General features: G+C 68.1%; 19 protein-coding genes. 8 read left to right on the top strand and 11 right to left on the bottom strand.

The features are described 5' to 3' along the window. Window positions 1-118 precede the first annotated feature (118 nt). From WFH44_RS15260 to WFH44_RS15275, 4 genes are all read left to right on the top strand, one after another. Window positions 119-871: an IclR family transcriptional regulator gene (locus tag WFH44_RS15260; protein ID WP_336714771.1), complete on the top strand. Its 753-nt coding sequence runs from the start codon at window positions 119-121 to the stop codon at window positions 869-871. Between the two features lie 220 nt (window positions 872-1,091). Next, the gene (locus WFH44_RS15265; RefSeq protein ID WP_336714772.1) at window positions 1,092-2,360 is read left to right on the top strand and encodes a cytochrome P450; all 1,269 of its coding nucleotides are present in this window, start codon (window positions 1,092-1,094) and stop codon (window positions 2,358-2,360) included. After that, entirely contained in the window at window positions 2,353-3,630 is a 1,278-nt protein-coding gene (locus tag WFH44_RS15270) for an NAD(P)/FAD-dependent oxidoreductase (protein WP_336714773.1), read from the top strand. Before WFH44_RS15265 ends, WFH44_RS15270 begins: the two co-directional genes overlap by 8 nt. Before the next feature lie 32 nt (window positions 3,631-3,662). Further along, window positions 3,663-3,989 carry a 2Fe-2S iron-sulfur cluster-binding protein gene (locus tag WFH44_RS15275; protein ID WP_336714774.1) on the top strand — a complete coding sequence of 109 codons (327 nt, stop codon included), beginning with the start codon at window positions 3,663-3,665 and terminating at the stop codon, window positions 3,987-3,989. Window positions 3,990-4,570: 581 nt separating this feature from the next. On the opposite strand, the gene WFH44_RS15280 is transcribed toward WFH44_RS15275, so the two are convergent. Continuing rightward, the gene (locus WFH44_RS15280) at window positions 4,571-5,728 is read right to left on the bottom strand and encodes a 2-methylaconitate cis-trans isomerase PrpF family protein (RefSeq protein WP_336714775.1); all 1,158 of its coding nucleotides are present in this window, start codon (window positions 5,726-5,728) and stop codon (window positions 4,571-4,573) included. Between the two features lie 190 nt (window positions 5,729-5,918). Here WFH44_RS15280 and WFH44_RS15285 point away from each other — a divergent pair, with 190 nt between their 5' ends. After that, window positions 5,919-7,433: an MFS transporter gene (locus WFH44_RS15285; RefSeq protein WP_336714776.1), complete on the top strand. Its 1,515-nt coding sequence runs from the start codon at window positions 5,919-5,921 to the stop codon at window positions 7,431-7,433. Window positions 7,434-7,436: 3 nt separating this feature from the next. Here WFH44_RS15285 and WFH44_RS15290 read toward each other — a convergent pair whose 3' ends face one another. The 5 genes from WFH44_RS15290 to WFH44_RS15310 all read right to left on the bottom strand — a co-directional run bounded on the left by WFH44_RS15290 (window position 7,437) and on the right by WFH44_RS15310 (window position 11,590). Beyond that, window positions 7,437-7,694, bottom strand: a complete 258-nt coding sequence (locus WFH44_RS15290; protein WP_336714777.1) for a hypothetical protein — start codon at window positions 7,692-7,694, stop codon at window positions 7,437-7,439. 124 nt (window positions 7,695-7,818) lie between these two features. Further along, complete coding sequence (locus tag WFH44_RS15295) at window positions 7,819-8,304, bottom strand: hypothetical protein (RefSeq protein ID WP_336714778.1); 486 nt, start codon at window positions 8,302-8,304, stop codon at window positions 7,819-7,821. Next, a complete protein-coding gene (locus tag WFH44_RS15300; RefSeq protein WP_336714779.1) occupies window positions 8,301-10,043 on the bottom strand; it encodes a SulP family inorganic anion transporter in 1,743 nt (580 codons plus the stop codon). The genes WFH44_RS15295 and WFH44_RS15300 overlap by 4 nt, the downstream gene beginning before the upstream one ends. After that, on the bottom strand, window positions 10,040-10,447 hold the full coding sequence (locus WFH44_RS15305) for an ArsR/SmtB family transcription factor (protein ID WP_336714780.1): 408 nt from the start codon (window positions 10,445-10,447) through the stop codon (window positions 10,040-10,042). The genes WFH44_RS15300 and WFH44_RS15305 overlap by 4 nt, the downstream gene beginning before the upstream one ends. Before the next feature lie 231 nt (window positions 10,448-10,678). After that, window positions 10,679-11,590 (bottom strand): EamA family transporter, encoded by a 912-nt coding sequence (locus WFH44_RS15310; protein ID WP_336714781.1) that lies wholly within the window; start codon window positions 11,588-11,590, stop codon window positions 10,679-10,681. Window positions 11,591-11,674: 84 nt separating this feature from the next. Between WFH44_RS15310 and WFH44_RS15315 the strand changes: the two genes are divergently transcribed. Next, window positions 11,675-12,568, top strand: a complete 894-nt coding sequence (locus tag WFH44_RS15315) for a LysR family transcriptional regulator (RefSeq protein WP_336714782.1) — start codon at window positions 11,675-11,677, stop codon at window positions 12,566-12,568. A gap of 109 nt (window positions 12,569-12,677) precedes the next feature. Here the strand turns inward: WFH44_RS15315 and WFH44_RS15320 are convergent, their stop codons facing one another. Together WFH44_RS15320 and WFH44_RS15325 are read right to left on the bottom strand one after the other, a co-directional pair. Further along, window positions 12,678-14,123: an SLC13 family permease gene (locus WFH44_RS15320; RefSeq protein WP_336714783.1), complete on the bottom strand. Its 1,446-nt coding sequence runs from the start codon at window positions 14,121-14,123 to the stop codon at window positions 12,678-12,680. 10 nt (window positions 14,124-14,133) lie between these two features. Beyond that, a complete protein-coding gene (locus WFH44_RS15325) occupies window positions 14,134-15,252 on the bottom strand; it encodes a PrpF domain-containing protein (RefSeq protein ID WP_336714784.1) in 1,119 nt (372 codons plus the stop codon). A gap of 264 nt (window positions 15,253-15,516) precedes the next feature. Between WFH44_RS15325 and WFH44_RS15330 the strand changes: the two genes are divergently transcribed. Further along, entirely contained in the window at window positions 15,517-16,431 is a 915-nt protein-coding gene (locus WFH44_RS15330; protein WP_336714785.1) for a LysR family transcriptional regulator, read from the top strand. Window positions 16,432-16,449: 18 nt separating this feature from the next. Here the strand turns inward: WFH44_RS15330 and WFH44_RS15335 are convergent, their stop codons facing one another. Beyond that, on the bottom strand, window positions 16,450-18,150 hold the full coding sequence (locus WFH44_RS15335; RefSeq protein WP_336714786.1) for a DUF4389 domain-containing protein: 1,701 nt from the start codon (window positions 18,148-18,150) through the stop codon (window positions 16,450-16,452). A gap of 106 nt (window positions 18,151-18,256) precedes the next feature. On the opposite strand from WFH44_RS15335, the gene WFH44_RS15340 reads away from it, so the two are divergent. Continuing rightward, window positions 18,257-19,564: a hemolysin family protein gene (locus tag WFH44_RS15340; protein ID WP_336714787.1), complete on the top strand. Its 1,308-nt coding sequence runs from the start codon at window positions 18,257-18,259 to the stop codon at window positions 19,562-19,564. Here WFH44_RS15340 and WFH44_RS15345 read toward each other — a convergent pair. Both WFH44_RS15345 and epsC read right to left on the bottom strand, forming a co-directional pair. After that, window positions 19,561-20,913 carry an MBL fold metallo-hydrolase gene (locus WFH44_RS15345; RefSeq protein ID WP_336714858.1) on the bottom strand — a complete coding sequence of 451 codons (1,353 nt, stop codon included), beginning with the start codon at window positions 20,911-20,913 and terminating at the stop codon, window positions 19,561-19,563. The genes WFH44_RS15340 and WFH44_RS15345 overlap by 4 nt on opposite strands. Window positions 20,914-21,004: 91 nt before the next feature. After that, window positions 21,005-21,592, bottom strand: a complete 588-nt coding sequence (gene epsC / locus WFH44_RS15350; protein WP_336714788.1) for a serine O-acetyltransferase EpsC — start codon at window positions 21,590-21,592, stop codon at window positions 21,005-21,007. Window positions 21,593-21,621 lie beyond the last annotated feature (29 nt).

Below are 21,621 nucleotides of genomic sequence, written 5' to 3' on the forward strand. Positions count from 1 at the left end.
CGGAGCCAGTGCCCGCTGATGGACGGTGTGAGGCGTACTGCGCCCGGATAGCCGGGGCTGAACCTAGTTCGACGGGAAAGGGAGGAGCAGGATGGCGAATTCTCCCAGCGGGGATTCAGTGATCAGCCGGGTGATCCGCGTTCTGGACTCCTTCGACCGCGACCGGCCGAGCATGACGTTGTCGCGCCTGGCTGCTCGGGCCGACCTGCCCTTGTCCACGGCGCACCGGCTGGTCGAGGAGCTCGTGGATTACGGGTTGATTCGCCGCACAGACTCCGGCGAGCTGCGGATTGGACTGCGCATGTGGGAAATCTCCGCTCGGTCCTTGGCGGCCATGGATGTGCGGGAGGCCGCGCTGCCGTTCATGGACGATGTCCTTTCGGCCGTCCATCAGCACACCACCCTCGCCGTGTTGGATGGGAAGTCCGCCCTGTACGTGGAGCGGATGTCGTCGCCTGATTCGGTTCTGGACGCAGCGCGGATTACGGATCGCCTGCCGCTCAATGCTTGTTCTTCCGGCCTGGTGCTGTTGGCCCATTCCTCCCCGGAGTTCCAGGAGAGTTTTTTGTCGGGGCCGCTGACTAAGGTCACCGACGAAACCCCGACCGATCCGGGGTTCATCCGCCGGCAGCTGGCCGAGATCAGGCAAAGGGGGTTCGTTGCCTTGCCGGGAATCGGCCGTTCCGAATGGCTGGGTGTTGCGGTTCCCGTGTTCGAAGCGCGGCGCACCGTCGCCGCGGCGCTCAGCGCCATAGTGCCCCGGGGCCAAGCCGAGGTGCGGCTGATCGTCCCTGCCCTGCTCACTGCCTCCCATGGAATTTCCCGCACGCTTGTTCCTGCGCGCCGGCCCTCCGACTCACAAGCAGGCTGACCGCCCCAATCTTCCGTTGAATGGAAGCACCCTCCCGTGCCGACGTGACGCCCCTCACTGTAGGGAATGAGGCACGGTTCGACGGGAACGAGCGGAAGACATGTTCTGCCGGTTCCGCCAGCCAATGCGGTCTGTCCGATCCGTCATGCCTCATCTGTTTCCCGGCTCCCTGACTTCCGCGGCCTGCCGCGGGAGAGAGCCCTCAGCCGACGAGAGGACCATGATGTCCCAAGCAACGACGCTCGAGACGCCGTTACCGCGCAGTGAGGAAGGCTCCCTTCCCTATTCCCACGAACTGGACTGGCCTGAGGGGATGGAGCCCTTCAAGGTCGTGGACGACGGCTCCCAGGAGCATCCTTATGCGCACTACACGTGGATGCGCGCGAACGCGCCGGTCCTGCGGTGCTGGTCGCCGGTCTCCGATGTCTACTTCATTTCCCGCTACGAGGACGTGCGCAAGGCCTTCCGCGCACCGAAGGTCTTCTCTTCGGAGGTGGTCTCCCCGCCGCCGATGACGTTCCTGACCTTGTTTGACGCACCCAACCACAATCGTCTTCGCAAGATCGTGGCCACCGCGTTCACTCCCAGGGCGATCAAAGTGTTCGAGGACAGGGTGCGGGAGACCGCCAACAAGCTCCTCGACGAGCTCATCGCCCAAGGCGGGGGAGAGGTCGTAGAGGATTATGCCATCAAGTTGAGCATGGCGACGATCTCCGCACTCCTGGACGTCCCGGCAGAGGACTACGAGAAGATGAAGTTCTGGTCCGACGAGACCTTCTCGTACTTCGGCCGCTTCGCGCGGAACGCTCCGGGCACGGGCACCGATGAGGACAGCGCGCACGAGTTCTGGGCCTACCTTAAGGACACCCTGGAGCGCCTCTACGCGGAGCAGAGCCCGTCCATGGGTGGGCACATCGCCCGGATGTGGAAGGACGAGGGACTCCTCACCGAGCAGGAGGCCAAGGAGCTGTGTTCGTTCGTCTTTATCGCCGGGCACGACACCACGACGATCCTGCTGGCGAACGCCTTCCGCATCTTTGCCGAGCGGCCCGACCTGCTCCGGCGGGTTCGCGAGAACCCGGATAATCCGGGCAGGTTCGCGGACGAGCTGGCCCGTCACAGCGGCGCCGTCCACCGCGCCAGCCGTATCACCACCGAGGAGGTCGAGGTGGCCGGAACGATCATCCCCGCGGGCAGCATCGTGCGCCTGCTCAACGCATCCGCCAGCCGGGACCTCTTCGAGGACGGCGACATCTTCGACATCGACCACGACAACAGCAAGTCGCTGGGGTTCGGTCACGGTGTGCACAGCTGCCTGGGCCAACCTCTGGCCCGGCTGGAGACCACGGTCACGGCCGAACTGCTCGCCGGGCGTCTGCACTCGGTCACCCTGGACCCGGCGCACGAGATCGAGTACGTCCGCGGCAACAACCTCACCAACGCAGGCCCCCACCGCATGCACGTCTTCCTGGAGGAGCGCCATGACTGAACACACCAAGGATCCCATCGCCATTATCGGAGCAGGACATGCCGGCGTCGCCGTCGCCGCGGGCCTGCGGAGCCGCGGCTGGGCCGGCGGGATTGCTCTGGTCGACGTGCAACACGACGCGCCTTACGAACGGCCGCCCCTGTCGAAGGACCTCCTGGCGCCCGGTGCCGGGGACCGAGTTGCGCCGCTGCGCAAGGAGGGCTACTACGAGGCCAAGGGCATCGAGCGCGTGACCGGGCAGGCCGTTGAGTCGATCGACCGGGCTGGCCGCGCCATCGTGCTCAAGAACGGCAGCCGACGCCCCTACTACCGGCTGGTGCTGGCCACTGGCTCACGGGCGCGCGAGCTGCCGATCCCCGGGGCGGACCTCGACGGCGTGCTCGCCCTGCGAACCTACCGCGACGGGCTCGCCATCAAGCAGTCCCTGGTCCCGGGAGCGAGAGTAGTGGTCATCGGCGCGGGATTCATCGGGATGGAAGTGGCCGCCGCGGCGGTCAAGAACGGCTGCGCCGTGACGGTGCTCGAGTTCCAGGACCGGGTCATGAAACGCGTGACCTCAGCGCCGGTGTCTGCTTACTTCGAACACCTTCACCGTTCCCGAGGCGTGCGTTTGGAGTTCGGGGCGGCCGTGAACGAAATCCAGGGCGACGGCGGCGTCGAACGAGTCCTCACGTCGGACGGACGCAGCTTCGAGGCCGACGTCGTCGTGGCCGGCATCGGGGTGCTGCCCAACCAGGAGCTGGCAGAGGCCGCCGGCCTTGACTGCCGGGACGGGGTCCTGGTCAACGAGCAGTGCCGCACGACAGACCCGCACATCTACGCTGCCGGGGACGTGACCCGGTACACGAGCACGTTCAGTGGCACGAGCCAGCGGCTGGAATCCATCCAGAATGCCAATGCGCAGGCTGAGGCCGTGGTCAACGATATCCTCGAGCACCCGGGCAAGGCGGCGGAGGTGCCCTGGTTCTGGACTGTCCAGCACGATGTGCGGCTCCAAACCGCCGGCGTTATGCACCCGGAGGACGAGGTCATCGTGCGCGGTGAGCCCGGGACGGGGAAGTTCGCCGTGGTCTACCTGCGCAATGGCCGCCTGGCCGCTGTCGACACCATCGGGGGACTGACCGACTTCCGTCCCGCCAAGAAGCTGATCCCCACCGGCTTGCTGCTGGACCCTGCCCTCGTCGCTGACCCGGACGTGAAGCTCGAGGACGCTGTGCTCGGTGCGGGTTTCCCGCCGGCCATCCACGAGGCCGGCGCGGCGCTGGTCTAGTGCACCCCTATCCCCAAGGAGAAGAGTTCCTGATGAGCAACAACACCCTGAATGTGATCGACCGTGACGGCCAGCGGCAGGCCGTCGAGTGGGAGCCGGAGCAGAGCCTGATGGAGGCTCTGCGGGATAACGACCTGCCCGTGCTGGCGTCCTGCGGAGGCACGGCCTCCTGTGCCACCTGCCACGTCTTCCTTGACGGGGACATCGTGGCGAGCCTGGGTGAACGCAGCGAGGACGAAGCCGAACTGCTCGTCGACGCGGAAGGGTTCCGCGAGGACTGCTCGCGTCTTTCCTGCCAGGTGGGGTTTGAAGAACGCCTCGACGGCATCACGGTCACTCTCGCGCCAGAAGAGGACTGAACCCCGAACGCACAGGGCAGCGCCCCGTCGTCGAAAAGGCGGCGGGGCGCTGCCCTGCGCTGCGGGCTCGTTCAGAACGCTCCGGACGCGGATCCCGGGGGAAGAGTTCCCAGAGAGCGCTATGCCGCAGGAAGGGGAAAGCGAGATAAGCAGGACGAGCTGAGCCAGGAATCGCAGACGGTGACTGTGGCAGCCGGGATGACGGTAGGGGGGAGTGGGAGAACGAGTCGCGCCTCCCCAGCATCTTCACAGTTGCGCCTCAGCGTAGATTCATGGTAGTGCGCGAGGGTGGATATGTGTCGAGCAACCTCGATGGAGCCGGCCGCCCCGACGATGGTGAAGCAGTAACTCCGGCGGCCGGAGCCCGTGCGCCATCCGCAGCGGGGGCAGGCATGCCTTCCTCAACGCATTCCTCCTCCACGCCCCCTGCTGATGAGCCAGTGGGGGATCACGAGCATGGATGGCACATGGTCTCCCTTTGGCAATGGATCATGCTCGTCGTCGTGTTCATCGGCCCGTTGGTCGTTATGACCATCTACGCGGTCTTCCTCCGCTACTAGATCTTCCAATGACTCGACGCATCAGCCAGTCGCGGCGTTGGTGCTGATCTCCATCGGGAGTGCCACCTGGCCGCGCATGAGGGGTCGGGCGGTCCGGTAGAGGGAGGCGCCCTCGGCAGTTGGCAGACCGTCGGCGGACCAGCGCACGTTGGCGCCAGCGGTGACCACCCCGGACGGTGTGGCAATACGCAGGGCTTGAGGGTCGATGTCCTCCCGGAGGACTGAGTGGACGATGGAGCGCGGAAGCTGCGCGGCGACCGCGGCGCAAAGAGCGGTGGTGCCCGGGGTGGCGCGGTGGGTTTGGCCCATGGAGATCACGCGCATGGTGAGGTCGCAGGACGCCGAGTCGATGGTGGTCCCGTCGAGCAGCTTGCCGGAGCGAGGTTCGGCGACCAGCGCGATCTTGGGTACAGCTAACGGCGCCGACTGCGGGTCCTTGGCCATGCCCATGGCGACGGCTCCCGAGCGGCGGATTCCTTCCAGGCGCTCTTGCAGTGCGGAGTCGCCATCGAGCTGATCGGGCAGTTCGTCGCCGAGGATGCCCAGGTCCTTGGCCCGGACGAAGACCGTTGGATTGGCTGCGTCGATCAGGGAGGACTCATAGCCCTGGCCTTCCCAGGAGAGGGTCTCCCGTACGGAGGCAGTGGGGAGTAGCGCGCCCGTGCGCGCACCTCCCGGCTGGAGGTATTCAAGTTGGATGGGCGCGCCCGTGCCTGCGACGCCTGGCAGGCTAAGGTCGCCGGCTACTTCAGCCACGCCTTGGCGTACCTGCAGATGAACGCGGATATTTTTGGCCGTGTTGGTATTGAAGACGCTGACCGTCTGGGGCCCGTCGGCCAGCTGAAGCAGGCCGCTCTCCAAGGCATAGGGCACGACGGCGGACGAGAGGTTGCCGCAGTTGCCGGAGTAGTCGACCACGGGGGCATCCACTGCGACCTGGCCGAACGTGTACTCGAGATCGGTGTCGGGACGGTCCAAAACGGCTACCGTTACGACCTTCGACAGGGAGGACAGCCCGCCGCCCATGCCGTCGAGTTGGCGCCCGAAGGGGTCGGGTGAGCCGAGCGCGAGAAGGAAGATCCGGTCGCGATCGGGGCCCGGGCCCGGCAGGTCCTGCTCGCGGAAGAACAGTCCCTTGCTGGTCCCGCCCCGCATGAAGGTGGCATCAATCCATCGCATTAGCGGTCTCCTGGTCCGGTACATGAGGGTCATTCGGGCTGCCGCACCCTAAGTGTTGGCATTCACTATCATTGTTGTGCTTGATCGGTGGTGGGAAGATGGTCGAAGAGTTGGGCTTCTCCAACCAGGGATACCGGCGGTACGAACGGCACATGCCCAGCCCGGAGACCGAGGCAGCGGCGATTGAGCTATGGCGGAACATCATCTGCAGCAGCGGCGGCTACGCGTGTCCGACATCAACGTCGTCGATCACCGCACCCTGCGAAAGGCGCTCGGCGGGACCATCGTGGGCAACACGATGGAATGGTACGACGTCGGCGTGTTCGGCTATCTGATCACCACCATGGGCCCGGTGTTCCTGCCCGAGGCGGACCGGACCGTGCAGAATCTGTTCCTGCTGGGTACCTTCGCCGCCACGTTCATCGCCCGGCCGTTGGGCGGCATCTTCTTCGGCTGGCTGGGTGACAAGATCGGCCGGCAGAAGGTCTTGGCGATGACCCTGCTGCTGATGGCGGCGGCGACCTTCGTCGTGGGCCTGCTGCCCGGGTACGAGGTTCTCGGCATCTGGTCCGCGGTGCTGCTGGTGGCCACGAAACTGGTCCAGGGCTTTTCCACCGGCGGTGAGTACTCCGGCGCCACTACCTTCGTGTGCGAGCACTCGCCGGACCGCCGCCGCGGCTTCTTCGTCAGCTTCCTGGACATGGGCAGCTATCTCGGCTTTGCACTGGGCGCTGCGCTGGTGTCCGTCCTCCAGCTGCTCCTGGGGGAAGCGCAGATGGAGGCGTGGGGCTGGCGCATCCCGTTTTTGGTCGCAGGTCCGCTGGGCGGGATCGCCATCTACTTCCGGATGAAGATCGAGGAGTCGCCCGCGTTCAAGGCGACCCTGGAGGCCGAAGCCGTGGCCGCCGCCCACCATGAGGGCGGCGACAAGCTTCGCGCGGTGGGTCCGCTGGGGATCTTCAAGAACCACTGGCAGAGGATCGTGATGGCCATGATCCTCGTGGCGGCCGGCAACACCGTGGGCTACGCGCTCACGTCCTACATGCCTACCTATTTGACGAGCACCAAAGGATACGACGAGATCCACGGGACCTTGCTGACCGTACCCGTCCTGGTGGCCATGGCTTTGTGCATCCCGCTGGCGGGACGCCTCGCCGACCGGATCGGGCGGCGGCCCGTGCTCTGGATCGGGGCTGTCAGCACGGTGGTGCTGTCACTGCCGGCCTTCCTGCTGATTGCGATCGGAACCGTTCCGGCGACGCTCGCCGGGCTGGCCCTGGTCGCGTTTCCCGTGACCTTCTTCGTACCCAACCTGGCCTCGGCGCTGCCTTCCCTGTTCCCCACGGCCCACCGCTATGCGGCCATGGGCATCGCGTACAACTTCGCGGTAGCGATCTTCGGCGGCACCACGCCGTTCATCATCGCCTCGCTTATCCAGGCGACGGGCAACGATCTGATGCCTGCCTTCTACCTCATGGCAACGTCTGCCATCGCCGCCGTCACCATCTACTTCCTGCCGGAATCCGCGCGGCGGCACCTGCCCGGTTCCATGCCCAGCGTGGACTCGGATGAGGCGGCCCGGGAGCTGGTCGCGACGCAGGACGCAAACCCCCTGCTGGAGACCGACACGCTGCCCTTCGACAGCAGCTACGAGGCGGCGCGGGCGTCCCACGGGAGACGCCCCGAGGGGCCGGCGGCCGTGTGACTGTCAGGTCGAAACGGAGCCCGAGGAGAACGCCACGTCCAGGAGGGCCGCTGCGGTTGCCTCCGCCTGAAAGCCGGAAAGCCATTCAGCGGCCACGCCCATGACGCGTCCGGGATCCGAGGTCGCTTCAATCACCGAACCCCCGCCCGAACACGAAGGCATGATCATCCGGGCACGAAAGCCGTCATCGCCGGCTTCATGCCAGACACGGATCACCAACGTGGTGCAAATAGCTGTCGAGGAAAAATCATCATTGGCCACGGTCTTCCACCCCAATAAACCGATGTGCAGTGACGGACTGTTCCGAACTGCTGGTTTCGACCCTAGGCAGTCCGACTATGGGCCCGCTGTGAAAGGACTGTGCCTTGCTTTGCCCGACCAGGGGCTAGTGCCGCCCGTACTTCGCGTCCCGCCAGGACGTCACGGCGACGGTGATGGCGAGCCCGACGGAGATGATGCCCAGCGGGTTGCACAGCGCGGTCGACATGCCGAGCGCGGATTCTCCTGCCAGCGCGGTCATAATCGAGCCGCCGTTGTCGCCGAAGTCCGGCACGGTGAAGCCGAAGCCGATGGCCGCCAGCCAGGCCGCCACCAGCAGGGCGCAGGTCTTCGCCGGCGTGCCTGCGGGGCGCCCGCGGAGGGCGTTCGCGGTGGTCTTAACCCCGGCGATTAGCAGCAGGATGAAGAGCACCGGCCCGAGGCTGTAGCCGAGGATCGCGACCATGGGCCCGGAGATGCCGAAGAGCAGCCGGCCGGCCACCACCCAGAGCGCCACCAGCGTGGCCATCGGGATGCTGGCCGCCGCCACCAGCCATTGGAACGGGTTCGCCTTGCGTACGACGGCGGGACGGGACACTGCTTCGGTACTCACCCTTCTACTGTAGGCAGGGATTTGCCGCGCGGCGCATCCGCCGCGGGCGCCGGACCGCCGCCCGGAAACGTGCCCCGCGCAGGCGACGCGCCGCCGTCGTTAGCGGCCTGCCTGGCCCGGAGCACGTGGCTGCGCGCGTGCTCCACCGCCGGTGCCAGCTCGGCGAACAGGTGCTTGTGGTGGCGCAGCGACTCCAGCATGCCGACCCGCGCGGCAAGTTTCAGGTGCCGCTCCTGGACGCCCTTGATGAGCACGGTGACGCCGCGGCGTTCCAGCGCGGTGACGAGCTCGGCCACCACCCGGGCGCCGGTCGCGTCGAGGATCTGCAGCTGCGACATGCGGATGATGACCACCTGCACGTTGCGGATGGCACCGACGCGCTCGAGCATCCGCTCCGCCGCGCCGAAGAACAGCGCGCCGTCCAGCCGGAAGAGCGCGATCTGCTCGTCCCCCTCGCGGGCCGGACCGGGGAGCTCCTCGCGGTGCACGCCGCTGGCCTTCGCCAGGGACCGCAGCGCGAAGAACGCCGCCACGATGATGCCGATCTCGACGGCCTGGATCAGGTCGAAGGAGACGGTGATGACGGCCGTCACCACGAACGTGGAGGTGTCCGCGCGGGTGGAGCCGATGACGCTGCGCAGCGTGGCAGGCGAGACCATCCGGAAGGCGGTCACCATCAGCACGCCGGACAGCGCGGCCAGCGGGATCCGGGAGACCGGTCCCGTGGCGAGGTAGACGACGGCGAGCAGCACCAGGGCATGGACGACGGCGGCGGCGCGGGTTTGGGCGCCGGCCCTGATGTTTACGGCAGTGCGGGCGATCGCGCCCGTGGCCGGCATCCCGCCGAAGAAGCCCGAGGCGAGGGAGGCCAGGCCCTGGCCGACCAGCTCGCGGTCCGCGTCGTAGGGGCCGGTGTCCGAGATGGAGGCGGCGACCCGCGCGGAGAGCAGCGACTCGATGGCGGCCAGCGCGGCAATGGTCAGCGCGGGGCCGAGCAGGCTCGTGGCCAGGGCCGGGTCCACGAAGGGCAGGGACGGCGCGGGCAGCGAGGCCGGCAGCTCCCCGATCCGGGTGACGGGCAGGCCGGCCAGCTCGGCGAGCAGCGTGGCGACGACGATGCCGATGATGGAGCCGGGCAGCTGCGGGTGGAGCTTCGGGGCCAGGACCATGATGGCGGCGACGATCAGCACCAGCACCACCGGCCAGAACAGCGTGGCGAAATCCGTGGCCTGGAGCGACTGGAAGGCGGCCACCGCCGCATTGGTGCTCTCGCCCGCGGGGACGCCGAATGCCGCCGGCACCTGCTGCAGGAAGATGATGGCTGCGATGCCCAGGGTGAATCCCTCGATGACGGGCCAGGGGATGTAGCCGACGGCGCGGCCGAGTCGGAGGACGCCGGCGATGAGCACGATGACGCCGGCCATGATGGTCACGAGGGCCAGTGACTGGATGCCGTGGGCTGCGATGACCGGCGCGAGCACCACAACCATCGCCCCCGTGGGGCCCGAGACCTGAACGTTGGATCCGCCGAAGACGGCCGCGACGAGGCCGGCCACGATGGCCGTGATCAGCCCCGCCGCCGCGCCCGCGCCGGAACTGACGCCGAAGGCCAGCGCGAGCGGCAGGGCCACGATGCCGACCGTGACGCCGGCGACCAGGTCGTTCTTCCAGCTGCCCCGCAGCGGCGCAAAATCCCCGGGCCCGGGCAGCAGCTGCCGGGCGGCGCCCAGCGGGCTCACGGCTGCGTCGCCTTGGCCCAGGCCTCCGCCGCCGGGGCCGCGGCCGGCTCTGCCCCTGCCGGCGCCACGGACAGCTCGAGGTTCTTCTGCGTGGTCTCCAGCACCTGCGTCAGGAAGCTCCGGGCCACGGCCAGCAGTTCAGCGACCTGAGGGTAGGCCAGACTGTAGAAGACCTGCAGCCCCCGGCGCTCCGCCACGACCAGATGATGCCTGCGGAGGACGCCCAGGTGCTGCGAGATGTTCGAGGCCTCCTGGCCGGTCCCGGCGATCAGGTCGGTGACCGAAACCGAGGGCGCCGCGGCGAGCAGTTCGAGCAGGCGGATCCGGATGGGGTGGGCCAGGCCCTTGAACAGGTTCGCTTTGACCTCGTACAGGGGGGTGTGGAAGTTCGGCAGATCAGGCACGGTGGCGGGGCTTTCTTGATTCAGTAATTTAGATTTTCATCATATAACCGATCAGTGAGTGCCACTAGGGGCCGAATTAAGTCGGGACCTTGGTCCTGCCGTCGATGGTCCTGCCGTCGATGGTCCTGCCGGTGGCGGCTGCCGGGGCGGGACGTCCTTTCTTGCCGCCCCGGCATTCTGCCGCTCGACCGCCCGCCACCCGGTAAGGCCCGAGCGCCGCCGGCCGACGGGTTACTGCCGCACCTCCACGCCCGCGGTCGGTGCGCGGAGGCCCTCCGGATCGCCCGCAGGGGGTGTACGTTCCCCCGTGCGGGTGGCTCCAATACCTGCGGCGACGACCAGGGCGATGCCGAGGATCGCCGCAGGACCGGGGATCTGGCCCAGGAAGATGAGCCCTACGGCGAGGCCGATCGCCGGCTCCAGGCACATCAGGGTTCCGAAGGCGGCAGTGCTCAGCCGCCGCAGCGCCAGCATCTCCAGGCTGAAGGGCACCACGGGCAGCAGCAGCGCCAACCCGAATCCGGCGAGGAGGAGGGCCGGATCGAGGTGGCCGAAGGTTGACGGCCCCACGGTTATGGTTGCCACAATCGCGGCGACCGGCATCGAAATGGCCAGCGCGTGAACGCCTGCCACCTCGTCACCGGCGCGCTGGGTGAGCAGGATGTAGGCCGCCCAGCACGTCGCCGCGCCCAGTGCGAACAGGATGCCCGGCACATCCGTCTGTCCGTGCCACGGCTCGGTGAGCGCCAGCACGCCGGCGCCGGCGACCACCGCCCAGAGGCGCGACGCCCCCTTGCCGCGGGCGACGGCCACCCCCAGCGGGCCAAGGAATTCCAGGGCAACCGCCGTTCCCAGCGGAAGCCGCGCCGCGGCAGCCATGAACAGGATGGTCATGCCGGCGGTGGCTACACCCAGCAACGTGCACGTGCGCAGGGCACGGGCGCTGAACCGCATCCGCCACGGCCGGGTGAACAGGACCACCAGGACCGCCGCGCAGACCAGCCGCAGCCATGCGACCCCTCCGGCGCCCAGCCGGTCCACGAGGCCAACGGACACCGCCAGGCCCAGCTGGACGCAGCACATGGCAGCGCCCGCCATGGCGGTGCCGGAGGCCGTGCGGGATACGGGAAGGAAGGAAACCATGACATCCAGTAGAGCGCTCCCGGCTCGTCCATGTCCACGTGACGAATACGTGCATTCCGTCCGGAATATGTGAACAATCATCCTGTGGACACCAAGCGTCTCCGGACCTTCCTCGAGCTCTCCCGCAGCGGCTCGATGCGCGAGGTCGCCGACCTCCTCGGCACGACCACCTCGACGGTCTCCCAGCAGATCGCGGCCCTGGCGCGCGAAGCCGGCGCCGCACTCCTGGAGCCGAGCGGCAGGGGAGTGCGGTTGACCCCGGCGGGCCGGCGCCTGGCCGCCCACTCCGTCACCATCCTGGCGGCGGTCGATGCAGCCCGCGCCGATCTCCAGCCCGATGCGGAGCCGGCCGGCACGGTGCGGGTGGCGGGCTTTGCCACAGCCATCCGGCGTAGCCTTATGCCCATCATCCAGGAGGCCGCCGCCGGGCACCCCTTGCTCCAGGTCACCGTGCACGAACACGAACCGGCAGAGGCCGTTCAGATGCTGCTCGCCGACGAGGTCGACCTGGCGCTCACCTACGACTACAGCCTTGCCGCGCTGGCCAGCGACCCCCGGCTCGACCTCACGCCGCTCTGGTCCACGCCGTGGGGACTGGGCGTTCCACAGGAGGCCGCCGGCTATGGTCACGGGGCCTCGCCTGCTGTCTTCGCCACCTTCCGCGACCGGGACTGGATCGGGAATTCACGTAACCGCGCGGACGCTGATGTGTTGCGCATTATCGGGTCCCTCGCGGGATTCGAACCGCGGATCCGGCACGAAGCCGACAGCCTCGACCTGGTGGAGGACCTCATCGTCGCGGACATGGGTATCGGCCTGCTGCCGGGAGACCGGAAGCCAAGCCCCGGCGTCGCAATTCTCCCCTTGAAGCAGCCCGAAGTCGTGCTGCGCGCCTATGCGCAGACGAGGAAGGGGCGGAGCACATGGCCGCCGCTGCGCTACGTCCTGGACCGCCTCATCGAATCCTCGGCGGGCTAGGTTCGAAGACCGGGACCGGACAGGGTGGCCGCGGCGGGACACAGGTCGAGGGCCCGCCGGCGGCTGCAGGCGGGCCCTCGACCCATGTTGGCGGGTCCTAGCGGTGGGTTCACATGATGCCCGTCGGCACCAGCATGGCCCAGGCCAGCGCGGGAGCGGCCAGCACAACCGCTCCGGCATAGACCATCAGCTGGCGGTAGACGCGCTGGCGGTCGTTCTCGCGGGCATTGGCGACCACGAGTGCACCGTCGGTGGAGAACGGGGAGACGTCGACAACGGTGGCGGCGATGGCAAGTGCCGCGACCGTTCCGGAGGCGCTGAGCGCGCTGGTGGCCAGGAGCGGTCCGGCCAGCGGGATGAACGCGGTCAGCAGGGCCGTGGAGGAGGCGAAGGCCGAGCCGACGCCGATCACGTAGCAGAGGACCAGGGCGACCAGCAGGGGAGCGCCAAGGGCCAGGGCGTGCTCGGCGAGGGTGTCGATAACGCCGACGTGCTGGAGCAGGGAGACGTATGTGATCATGCCGGCGACCAGCAGCACCGTTGACCAGGAGACTCCGCCAATGAACGTCTGGTGTTCTTTGATGTTGACCAGCGCGAGCAGGAGGCCGGCGGAGAGGGCGACGAAGCCGATCGGCATGTGGAATCCCAGGGTGCAGACCAGCAGTGCGGCGATCAGCAGCAGCGTGAGGATCTGCTGGCCGCGGGGGCGGCTGGGGCCGGTTGTGTCGAGAGCGGCCTGCTGCCCGGGCTGGCCGTCGCGCAGCCTGCCCAGGAGTGCGAACAGGGCGATGGTCAGGACGGAGAGGATCAGGTTGAGTGCGAAGCTCGCCGCGAAGAGCCCGCCCTGGGAGATCGGGAAGCCGTTCTCCACGGAGATGTCGTGCACCAGCACGCCGGCCACGGACAGCGGGGAAAAACCTCCGGCATGGGCGCCGTTGATGATGAAAGCGCCCATCAGCACGGGGTGGAGGCGCGACTCGTAGGCGAATCCGATGGCAGCCGGTGCCAGCAGCGCGACGGCGGCCGGGGAGAAGGTCCCGAGCGAAGTCAGCGCCGCCGCGATCAGGAAGAACACCCAGGGCAACAGCATCGTCCTGCCCCTGACCAGTCGCACGAAGGTCTGCACGACGATGTCGATGGTGCCGTTGCGCTGCGCCATGCTGAAGAAGTAGGTGACGCCGATGATCGTCATCACGATGCTGGCCGGGAACTCCTCAAGGATCTCCTTGTCGGTCATTCCGAGCACGAAGTAGCCGACGCCGAAGGACGCGACCAGGCCCATCACGCCGATGTTCAGCGGCCATTTCGTGGCGACGACGAACATCACGACAAGCACGACGAGCGGGATGATCTGCACAGCGCTCATGCTCGTCTCCGGTTCCGTCGCGGGCGCCGGGCCGAGGATGCTACCGCCCAGCAGGAGGGCGACCAGGCCCAGGAGTGCGAGACCGGCCGCCGCTACCAGCAGGATACGGCGACGACGCCGAGTGCGGTCGGGGCGGGGGCTTAGGGTGCTGTCGGCGGGGGCAGGGCTGTGGAGTGCAGTCTTGGTCATGGCGGTCTCCTTAGAGAGTGGCTCCGGCGGGGGAGGCCGCGACGACGCTGCCGAAGGCCTCCGGGAGGTGGATGGTGCTGGTGGCGATGGTGCGGGCCGTGCGGTCGACACCCACGAGCAGGGTTCCGTCGTGCTCTTCGCTCCAGGTTTCTATGACGCCGGCGGGAGTGCGTAGCCATAGGGAGGCGCTTCCCTTGCTGCCGGCGATGGCGTGCAGGACGGTGCCGGGGGTGCGGGCGGCCAGCGTCAGGGCAATGCTTCCCGTGATGGCCAGTGCCGGATGCGGCCTGCCCATGGAGAGCATCATGACGTTGACGTCGCAGGCAGGGTCCTGATGGGCGGGGGCGGCAACAATCGCAAGCTTGGGGACCGCGCGGGCCGCTGCCCGAGTGGTGGAGGCGAGTCCCATCCGCACTGCCGCCTGGCGCCGGACCTGTTCGAGAGTGTCCAAATGCAGTTCCACGCCGGTGTGCCAGCTCGCATACCTCGATGGGTCCAGGCCCAGTTCCTCCGCGCGCATGATCACCACGGGCGCCCCCGCATCGATCATTGACACGGTCCAGCGGGTTCCTCCTGCGGTGATCGTGTCGGTCGCCGCACGCGTCGGGAGCAGGGATCCCGTGGTCCTGCCGGCGGGATCCTGGAAGCCGATCCCGATCCCGTAACCCGGGAACGGCACGCCCGGCATCAAGGCGTCCGGAGCGCCGGGCAGGGCGCCGTCGGGGGTGGATACCCGCTGGATGATGATCTGGCCGGTGTTGGTGTTGCGGGTGACGATCCGGGTGACATCCGCGGTGGGGAGGACCCAGCCCTTCTCGATGGCGTACAGGCCTACAACTGCCGAGCAGTTCCCGCAGTTGCTGCCCCAGTCCACCACGGCCTCCTCGATGCCTACCTGGGCAAAGGTGAACTCAACATCAACATCCCCGCCGGCCGGGCGGTGCAGGATTACGGCCTTGCTTGTGGTCGAAGCCGCCCCGCCGACGCCGTCGATCTGCCGGGAGTCGGGGCTGCCGAAAAGCCGGGGCAGCAGCACGTCCAGGCTGGCCCCGGCCTGCTGAAGGTGCTCGGCCTCGAAAACCCAGCACTTGCTGGTGCCTCCGCGCATCCATTCCGCTTCAATCTTCATCGGTTTCCCGCAATTCCTCGTGCTTCGAGCCCGGTTTCGGACCTGAGAAAAGATTGAGCCAGATCACACGTTAGGACAATGTCGCATTTTTGAAGATGGATGTAGCATTGCTTCAATCAGTGCTGGAGCGGCGGTCCGGGCAGTCTGCGATCCATGCTCTGAGCGGCGCCCGAACGCAGGTTATTGCGGCCGGGTGGACCCGCTTCGGGACATGAACCGAATGTGTGGAAGGGTGAAGCTTTGCTACAGGATGAGAGCCGGCCCATGTTCGACATGCGCCGGCTGGCCCTGCTGGTGCAGGTCGTCGAGTTGGGTTCCATCACTGCTGCGGCCGACCTCATGATGTATACCCCGTCAGCCGTATCCCAGCAGCTGCGCAAACTCGAACAAGAGGTCGGGCAACCCCTGCTCAACCGTCGCTCCCGGGGCGTTTCGCCCACCGAAGCCGGCCAGGTGCTGGCCGGTCACGCCCGCAGGATCGTCCAGCAGATGCAGGCCGCCCACTCCGACCTGGATCAACTCGCCGGCCTCAAGCGCGGGTCCCTGACCATTGGCACGTTCCCCACGCTGGCGGGATCCTTCCTGCCCATCGTCATCCGCGTCTTCAAGAAGCGTTACCCGGCTGTCAGCCTCTCGGTGCGCAGCGCACGGTTCGACGAACTCGTGGCGGACCTTCAGTCCGGAGTCACCGGACTGTGCCTGCTGTGGGACTACCCCTGGAACCCCTTCCATGACGAGTCCGTCCGGGTGACCGAAGTCTTCCGGGAGAGCACCGTGATCCTGGTGTCCCGAGGCCACCCGCTGGCCGACCGGGAGCAGGTCGGCATAGAGGAACTGCGCAACGAGTCATGGATCGTGCGCGCGGAAGCCCATCCGGTGGTGGAGGTCCTTCAGCGTTCCGCCCACGACGCCGGGTTCGAACCAGCGATTGGGTTCCTCGCCAACGACTACCAGGAGGCCCAGGCGATGGTCAGCGTCGGAATGGGCGTCGCCATGGTGCCCAAGACCGCCGTGGCACTCCAGCACCCCGATGTAAGGGTGCTCAGCCTCGGTCCGGCGGCTCCGTTGCGGCGGATACTGCTGGCACAGCGCCAGGACAAGGTCTACGCTCCCGCCGAGGTCGCGTTCCACTCCACACTGCTGGAAATCGCCCGTGATCGGGCCGCCGACTATCTCTAGGCCGTGGAGCGTCCGGCACTATACGGGCGGGGCGGCCGCCGGCCCCGTACCTGGAGCCGGAGCGGCACCCGGTTCAGCCTGCCCGGGGCCGGCCCCGGGACCCGGAGCCGGAGCGGCACCCGGCGACGGGGCCAGCGGATCGGTCGGTCCCTGGTCCAGCCGGAACGGCGGATACTCGTCGCGCATGAGGGCCGCGTAGGCGAGCACGCGGTAGACCCACCGGTTGATGCCGAGGATGAAATCGAACAGCGGCCGGCGGTAGACCCCGGTGAAGAGCAGGATGACGGCGGCGATGAAGACCAGCAGCCCGAGCAGGGACGGGCCGTTGACCCGGACGTAGTCGCCCGCCTCGTCGCCCGCCGACCACCAGACGTAGGTGGAGCCGGTCAGCGCGGCAACCACCAGGTAGTGCGGGATGGCCAGCAGCCACCACTTCACCAGCACCAGGCCGTTGGAGAGGCGGTGGGGATACACGACGTCGAACTCCGCCGGATACCAGGCGACCGGCGCCAGGGTGAAGGGCGGGTAGCGGTCCGTTCCGAGCGCGGCATAGGCGTAGAAGGCGACGCGCCAGTTCCAGCGTGCCACGCCGACGCAGAACTGGAAGAGCGAATGCGGATAGCGGCCGGTGAAGAGGATGGCGAAGCCTGCGGCGATCGTGACGATGCCGAACGCGAACCAGAGGAAGGCCAGCAGGATGAAGTGCGGGATGGCCAGCAGCCACTTGACCAGCCACATCCAGCGCGAGACGCCGACGTCGAGCTGGCCGTGGAGCAGGGCCGGGTAGGGCCTGCCCTCCGGCGGGCGGTGGGTGCCGTAGGGCGCGCCGCCGGGCGGCGGGCCGGACTGTGGGCCGGATGGTCCGCCGGAAGGCGGCGTGTTGCCGGGGTAGCCTGCGCCGTTGCCGGCGCCGGAGGATGTCCAGCCGGGATGGCCTGATCCGGGCGGGGGAGGGCCGCTCCAGTACGTCGCGCCGGGCGGGCCGGCGGCAGCGGACGGATAGGCCGGCGGGTGGTCCGGGTAGGCGGGGCGGTTGGCCGGCCCGGGCGGCAGGCGCCGGCCGAGTCCGGCGGCGCCCAGGACAAGCAGCGGCAGCCCGATGAGCAGCAGGACCAGGCCGGCGATCAGCAGGCCGATGGTCAGCGGTCCGAGGAAGCCGAGCCGGACCCCGGCGGCAAGGTCTGCGGAGACCGGCAGGCTGCCGTCCGCATTCATGACGACGACGGTCCAGTCCCCGGACTGGAGGTCCCAGCGGATCTGCTGCTGGCCCGTGCCCGCGGCGGAGACGGCCCAGAAGTCCTGCTCGCCCGGCGGGTCGGGTGTTTCCGCCCCGGGCACGTCGCGGTAGCGGTGATCGAAACCGACGTCGTCAATCACCGCATGCGCCACGCCCGCAAGATAGGTGTCCACCTGTGCAGTCGGTGCGATGCCGAGGAAGATCTCGCGGTCCGCGCTCGCCGCCGTCGCGCGCAGCAGCACGCCGAAAGTCTCGTTGGCCTGCACGCCGGGCGGAAGCTCATCGTCCAGCAGGACGTCCAGCGGCTCGCTGACCAAGGCATAGGAGTCGGTGGCGAACCTGGACTGGTCGGAGACGAGGTAGCCCTCCCTGTCCTGCGCCGCCTGCACCGCGCCCGTGAACGCCGCTCCGGACACCAGCGCCAAACCGATGAGCGAGAACAGAATTCCCAGTACGAGCATGATGATGTGACCGGGTTTCATAACGCTCAACTCCTACGGGCGAGACGGTTAGGAGCAGTGTCAGTCCCGCCTTTGCGGTGCCGCTAGGGGCAAGCGTCCCCTGTTTGGCCTTGGGTATTGTCGGGCTATGGATGCTGACACCTGGCTGAACCTCGCGCTGGTCTTGTTCTTCGTGCTGTTCGGCGGGGTGTTTGCGGGCACCGAAATGGCCTTGGTCTCCCTGCGCGAGAGCCAGATCCGCCGGATCGAGCAGTCCGGGGAACGCGGGGCCAGGACGGCCAACCTCGCCCGCAATCCAAATACCTTCCTCTCCGCGGTGCAGATCGGTGTGACGCTGTCCGGCTTCTTCTCGGCCGCCTACGGCGCCTCCACGATCTCGCCGGACATCGCGCCCCTGCTCGTGGGCTGGGGCCTGCCTGCCGGACTGGCGGAAATGGCCGCGCTGGTGGGCATGACCCTCTTCGTCGCCTACCTGTCCCTGGTGCTGGGTGAACTGGTGCCCAAGCGGCTCGCGATGCAGACCGCCGTCGGCTTTACCCGGGTCCTGGCGCCGCCGCTGAACGTCTTTGCCCGGGTCATGCGCCCGGTGATCTGGCTGCTGTCCGCCTCCACCAACGGGGCGCTGCGCCTGCTGGGGCGGGACCCGTCCGCGCACGAGGAGTCGGTGTCGACGCAGGAACTGTGGGACATGGTGTCGCAGAACGAGGCCCTCGAGGAGGACAGCCGCAGTATCCTGACCGATGTCTTCGGGGCGGGGGACAGGCTGCTCCAGGAGGTCATGCGGCCGCGCACCGAGGTGCGGTTCATCGACGGCCGCATGACGCTCGCCGAGGCCCGCGACTTCACCCGCAGCGTGCCGTTTTCGCGCTACCCCGTGATCGGCCGGACGCCGGACGAGGTGCTCGGCTTCATCCACATCCGGGACCTGATTCCGCAGCCCGGCGAGGACCCGGGCGCGGCCGTGCGGACCATCGCCCGCGATCTGCCGGCGCTGCCCGGAACCAACCACGTGCTGCCCTCGCTTTCCCTGATGCGGCGCCAGGGGCACCACATCGCCTTGGTGGTGGACGAGTATGGCGGGACGGACGGGATCGTCACCCTCGAGGACCTGGTCGAGGAACTGGTGGGCGAGATCTATGACGAGTACGACGCCGGGGCGGACCCGGAGGACCGCGTGCGGGAGTTCGGGGGAAACGTGGATATCGACGGCGGCCTCATCCTCCAGGAGTTCGCGTCGCTTACCGGCGTGGAGCTGCCCGAGGGCCGCTATGAGACGGTCGCCGGGTTCATGATCGACCGCCTGGGCCGCATGCCGAGGACCGGCGACCGCGTGGAGGCAGAGGGCCGGACGTTCACCGTGCTGTCGATGGACCGGCTGCGGATCGGCCGGATCCGGGTCAGCGCCGTGCCGGAGGCAGCAGCCGGGGAAGGCTAGTCCGCCGCCACCCTGAGCCCGGCTTTCTTCGCGCCGCCGAACTCGGCGTCGATGTGGACGACGTCGCGGCCGGCCCGCTGCAGCAGGCTCGCCGCGATCGAGGCGCGGTAGCCGGAGCCGCAGTGTACCCACACGCGCCCGGCGGGCACCTGGTCCATGCGCCGGAGCAGTTCGTGGAGCGGGATGTTCACGGCGCCTTCGATCCGGGACTCCTCGAACTCGTCCGTGCGGCGGACGTCGAGGATGGTGTCGGCCTCGGGTTTCCGCAGCACCTCGTCCCACCCAACCACGGGATAGGAGTCCGTGGCAGCCCCGGGCAGCAGATCGGCCGGCCCGGAGCCGACGGCTGCGTCAGGATTGTCGATGCCGATGCGGGAGAGGTCCCGGATGGCGTTTTCGACGTCCCGGCGCTCGCCGACCAGCGTCAGCTGTTCGTCCCACGGCAGCACCCACCCGAGGAAGGCGGTGAATTTCGTGCCGTCGCCGTACTCGAAGCTGGCGCTTCCGCTGAGGTGGTCGCTGGCGAAGGCCACCCGGTTCCGCAGGTCGACGACCCATTCTCCCTGCTCCAGCCTGGAGCGCAGTTCCTCCGGCGCCAGGGAACCCGGCACCTCAAGGTTGGGCGGCGTGGGGCCGGCCTTATTAATGGGTGCCATGTGGGCGTAGTAGGAAGGGTAGGCCGTCAGGTTGTGGATGAGCTCGCGGACAAAGTGGTCCTCGTCAGGGTCCGTCAATGCGTGGTTGTCCCGCAGTTGCTCGCCGACGGTGGATGAGCGGGCACCGGTGGCCGGTCCGGAGGAGCAGAAGGAGCCGAAGCCGTGCGTGGGAAAGAGGTCCGCGTCCTCGCCGGCCTCGCGGGCGAGCCGCCGCACCGAGGCGTACTGGTCGTGCGTGAGCGGCACCGTGTCCTCCTCGCCCAACAGGTCCGTGCGGCCCACGGAACCGTAGAGCAGGCTGCCGCCGGAGAACACCGCCTGCCGGTCGCCGTCGCTAACGATGTAGGAGAGGTGGTGGTGCGTATGTCCGGGCGTGGCCACCACCCTCAGGACGAGCTTGCCGATCTGCACCGTGTCTCCGTCCGAGATCGGCTGGCGGTGGTACGGGACGTCGTCGTCGGCGTTGACCAGGTAGGCCGCTCCGTGGTCCTGGGCGAGCTGCAGCCCGCCGGTGACGTAGTCGTTGTGGATGTGGGTCTCCGCGACGTGGGTGATCCGGACACCGGCGTCCGCCACCGCTTTCTCCACCCGGTCGGTGTCCCGCTGCGGGTCGATGACCAGGCCGACTGCGCCGTCGTGGACCAGGTAGCTGCGGTCGCCGAGCTGCCGCGTTTCGATCGTGATGACTTCCATGCCGGACGCCTCCTCGCCAGGGATCGATCTGGTCGCCACGTTACCGCTCCGGACAGCCGCCCGGTACCTCAATCGCCGGGCTGGCGGCGGGTCAGAGGAGGAAGGCCGGATCGATCAGGTCTAGCCGCGGATCCCAAGGGTAGCTGCCGTCCTTCGGGCGGAACTGCGCGGGGATGCCGATTGCCACGGAATTGGCCGGGATATCGGTGACGACGACGGCGTTCGCGCCTATCGCGCTGTCGTCGCCTATGGTCACGGGTCCCAGGATGCGGCAGCCGGAGCCGAGCATCACCCGGTTGCCGATCGTGGGGTGGCGCTTCGTTTTGTCCAGCGCGCGGCCGCCGAGCGTGACGCCCTGGTACATCATCACGTCGTCCCCGACGATGGCGGTTTCGCCGATGACGATCTTGGTGCCGTGATCGAGGAAGATGCGCCGGCCCAGGGTCGCCGCCGGGTGGATCTCGATACCGGTGAGGAACCGGGTGAACTGGGACAGCAGCCGCGCGGGCGTCCGCAGGCCGGGTAGGCGCCACATCGCGTGGGCGATCCGGTGGGACCACACGGCGTGCACGCCCGAGTACGCTGCCGCGACCTCGAAGTCGGAGTTGGCCGCGGGATCCTGGGCCCGGGCGGCCTTGAGGTCCTCGCGCATCAGCGCCAGCAGGCCGCTCGTGGCCATCGTCAATCAGCTCCTCGCCGTCGTAAATA

Origin of the sequence: Arthrobacter sp. USHLN218 (assembly GCF_037144715.1) — a bacterium.
Classification (GTDB): Bacteria; Actinomycetota; Actinomycetes; order Actinomycetales; family Micrococcaceae; genus Crystallibacter.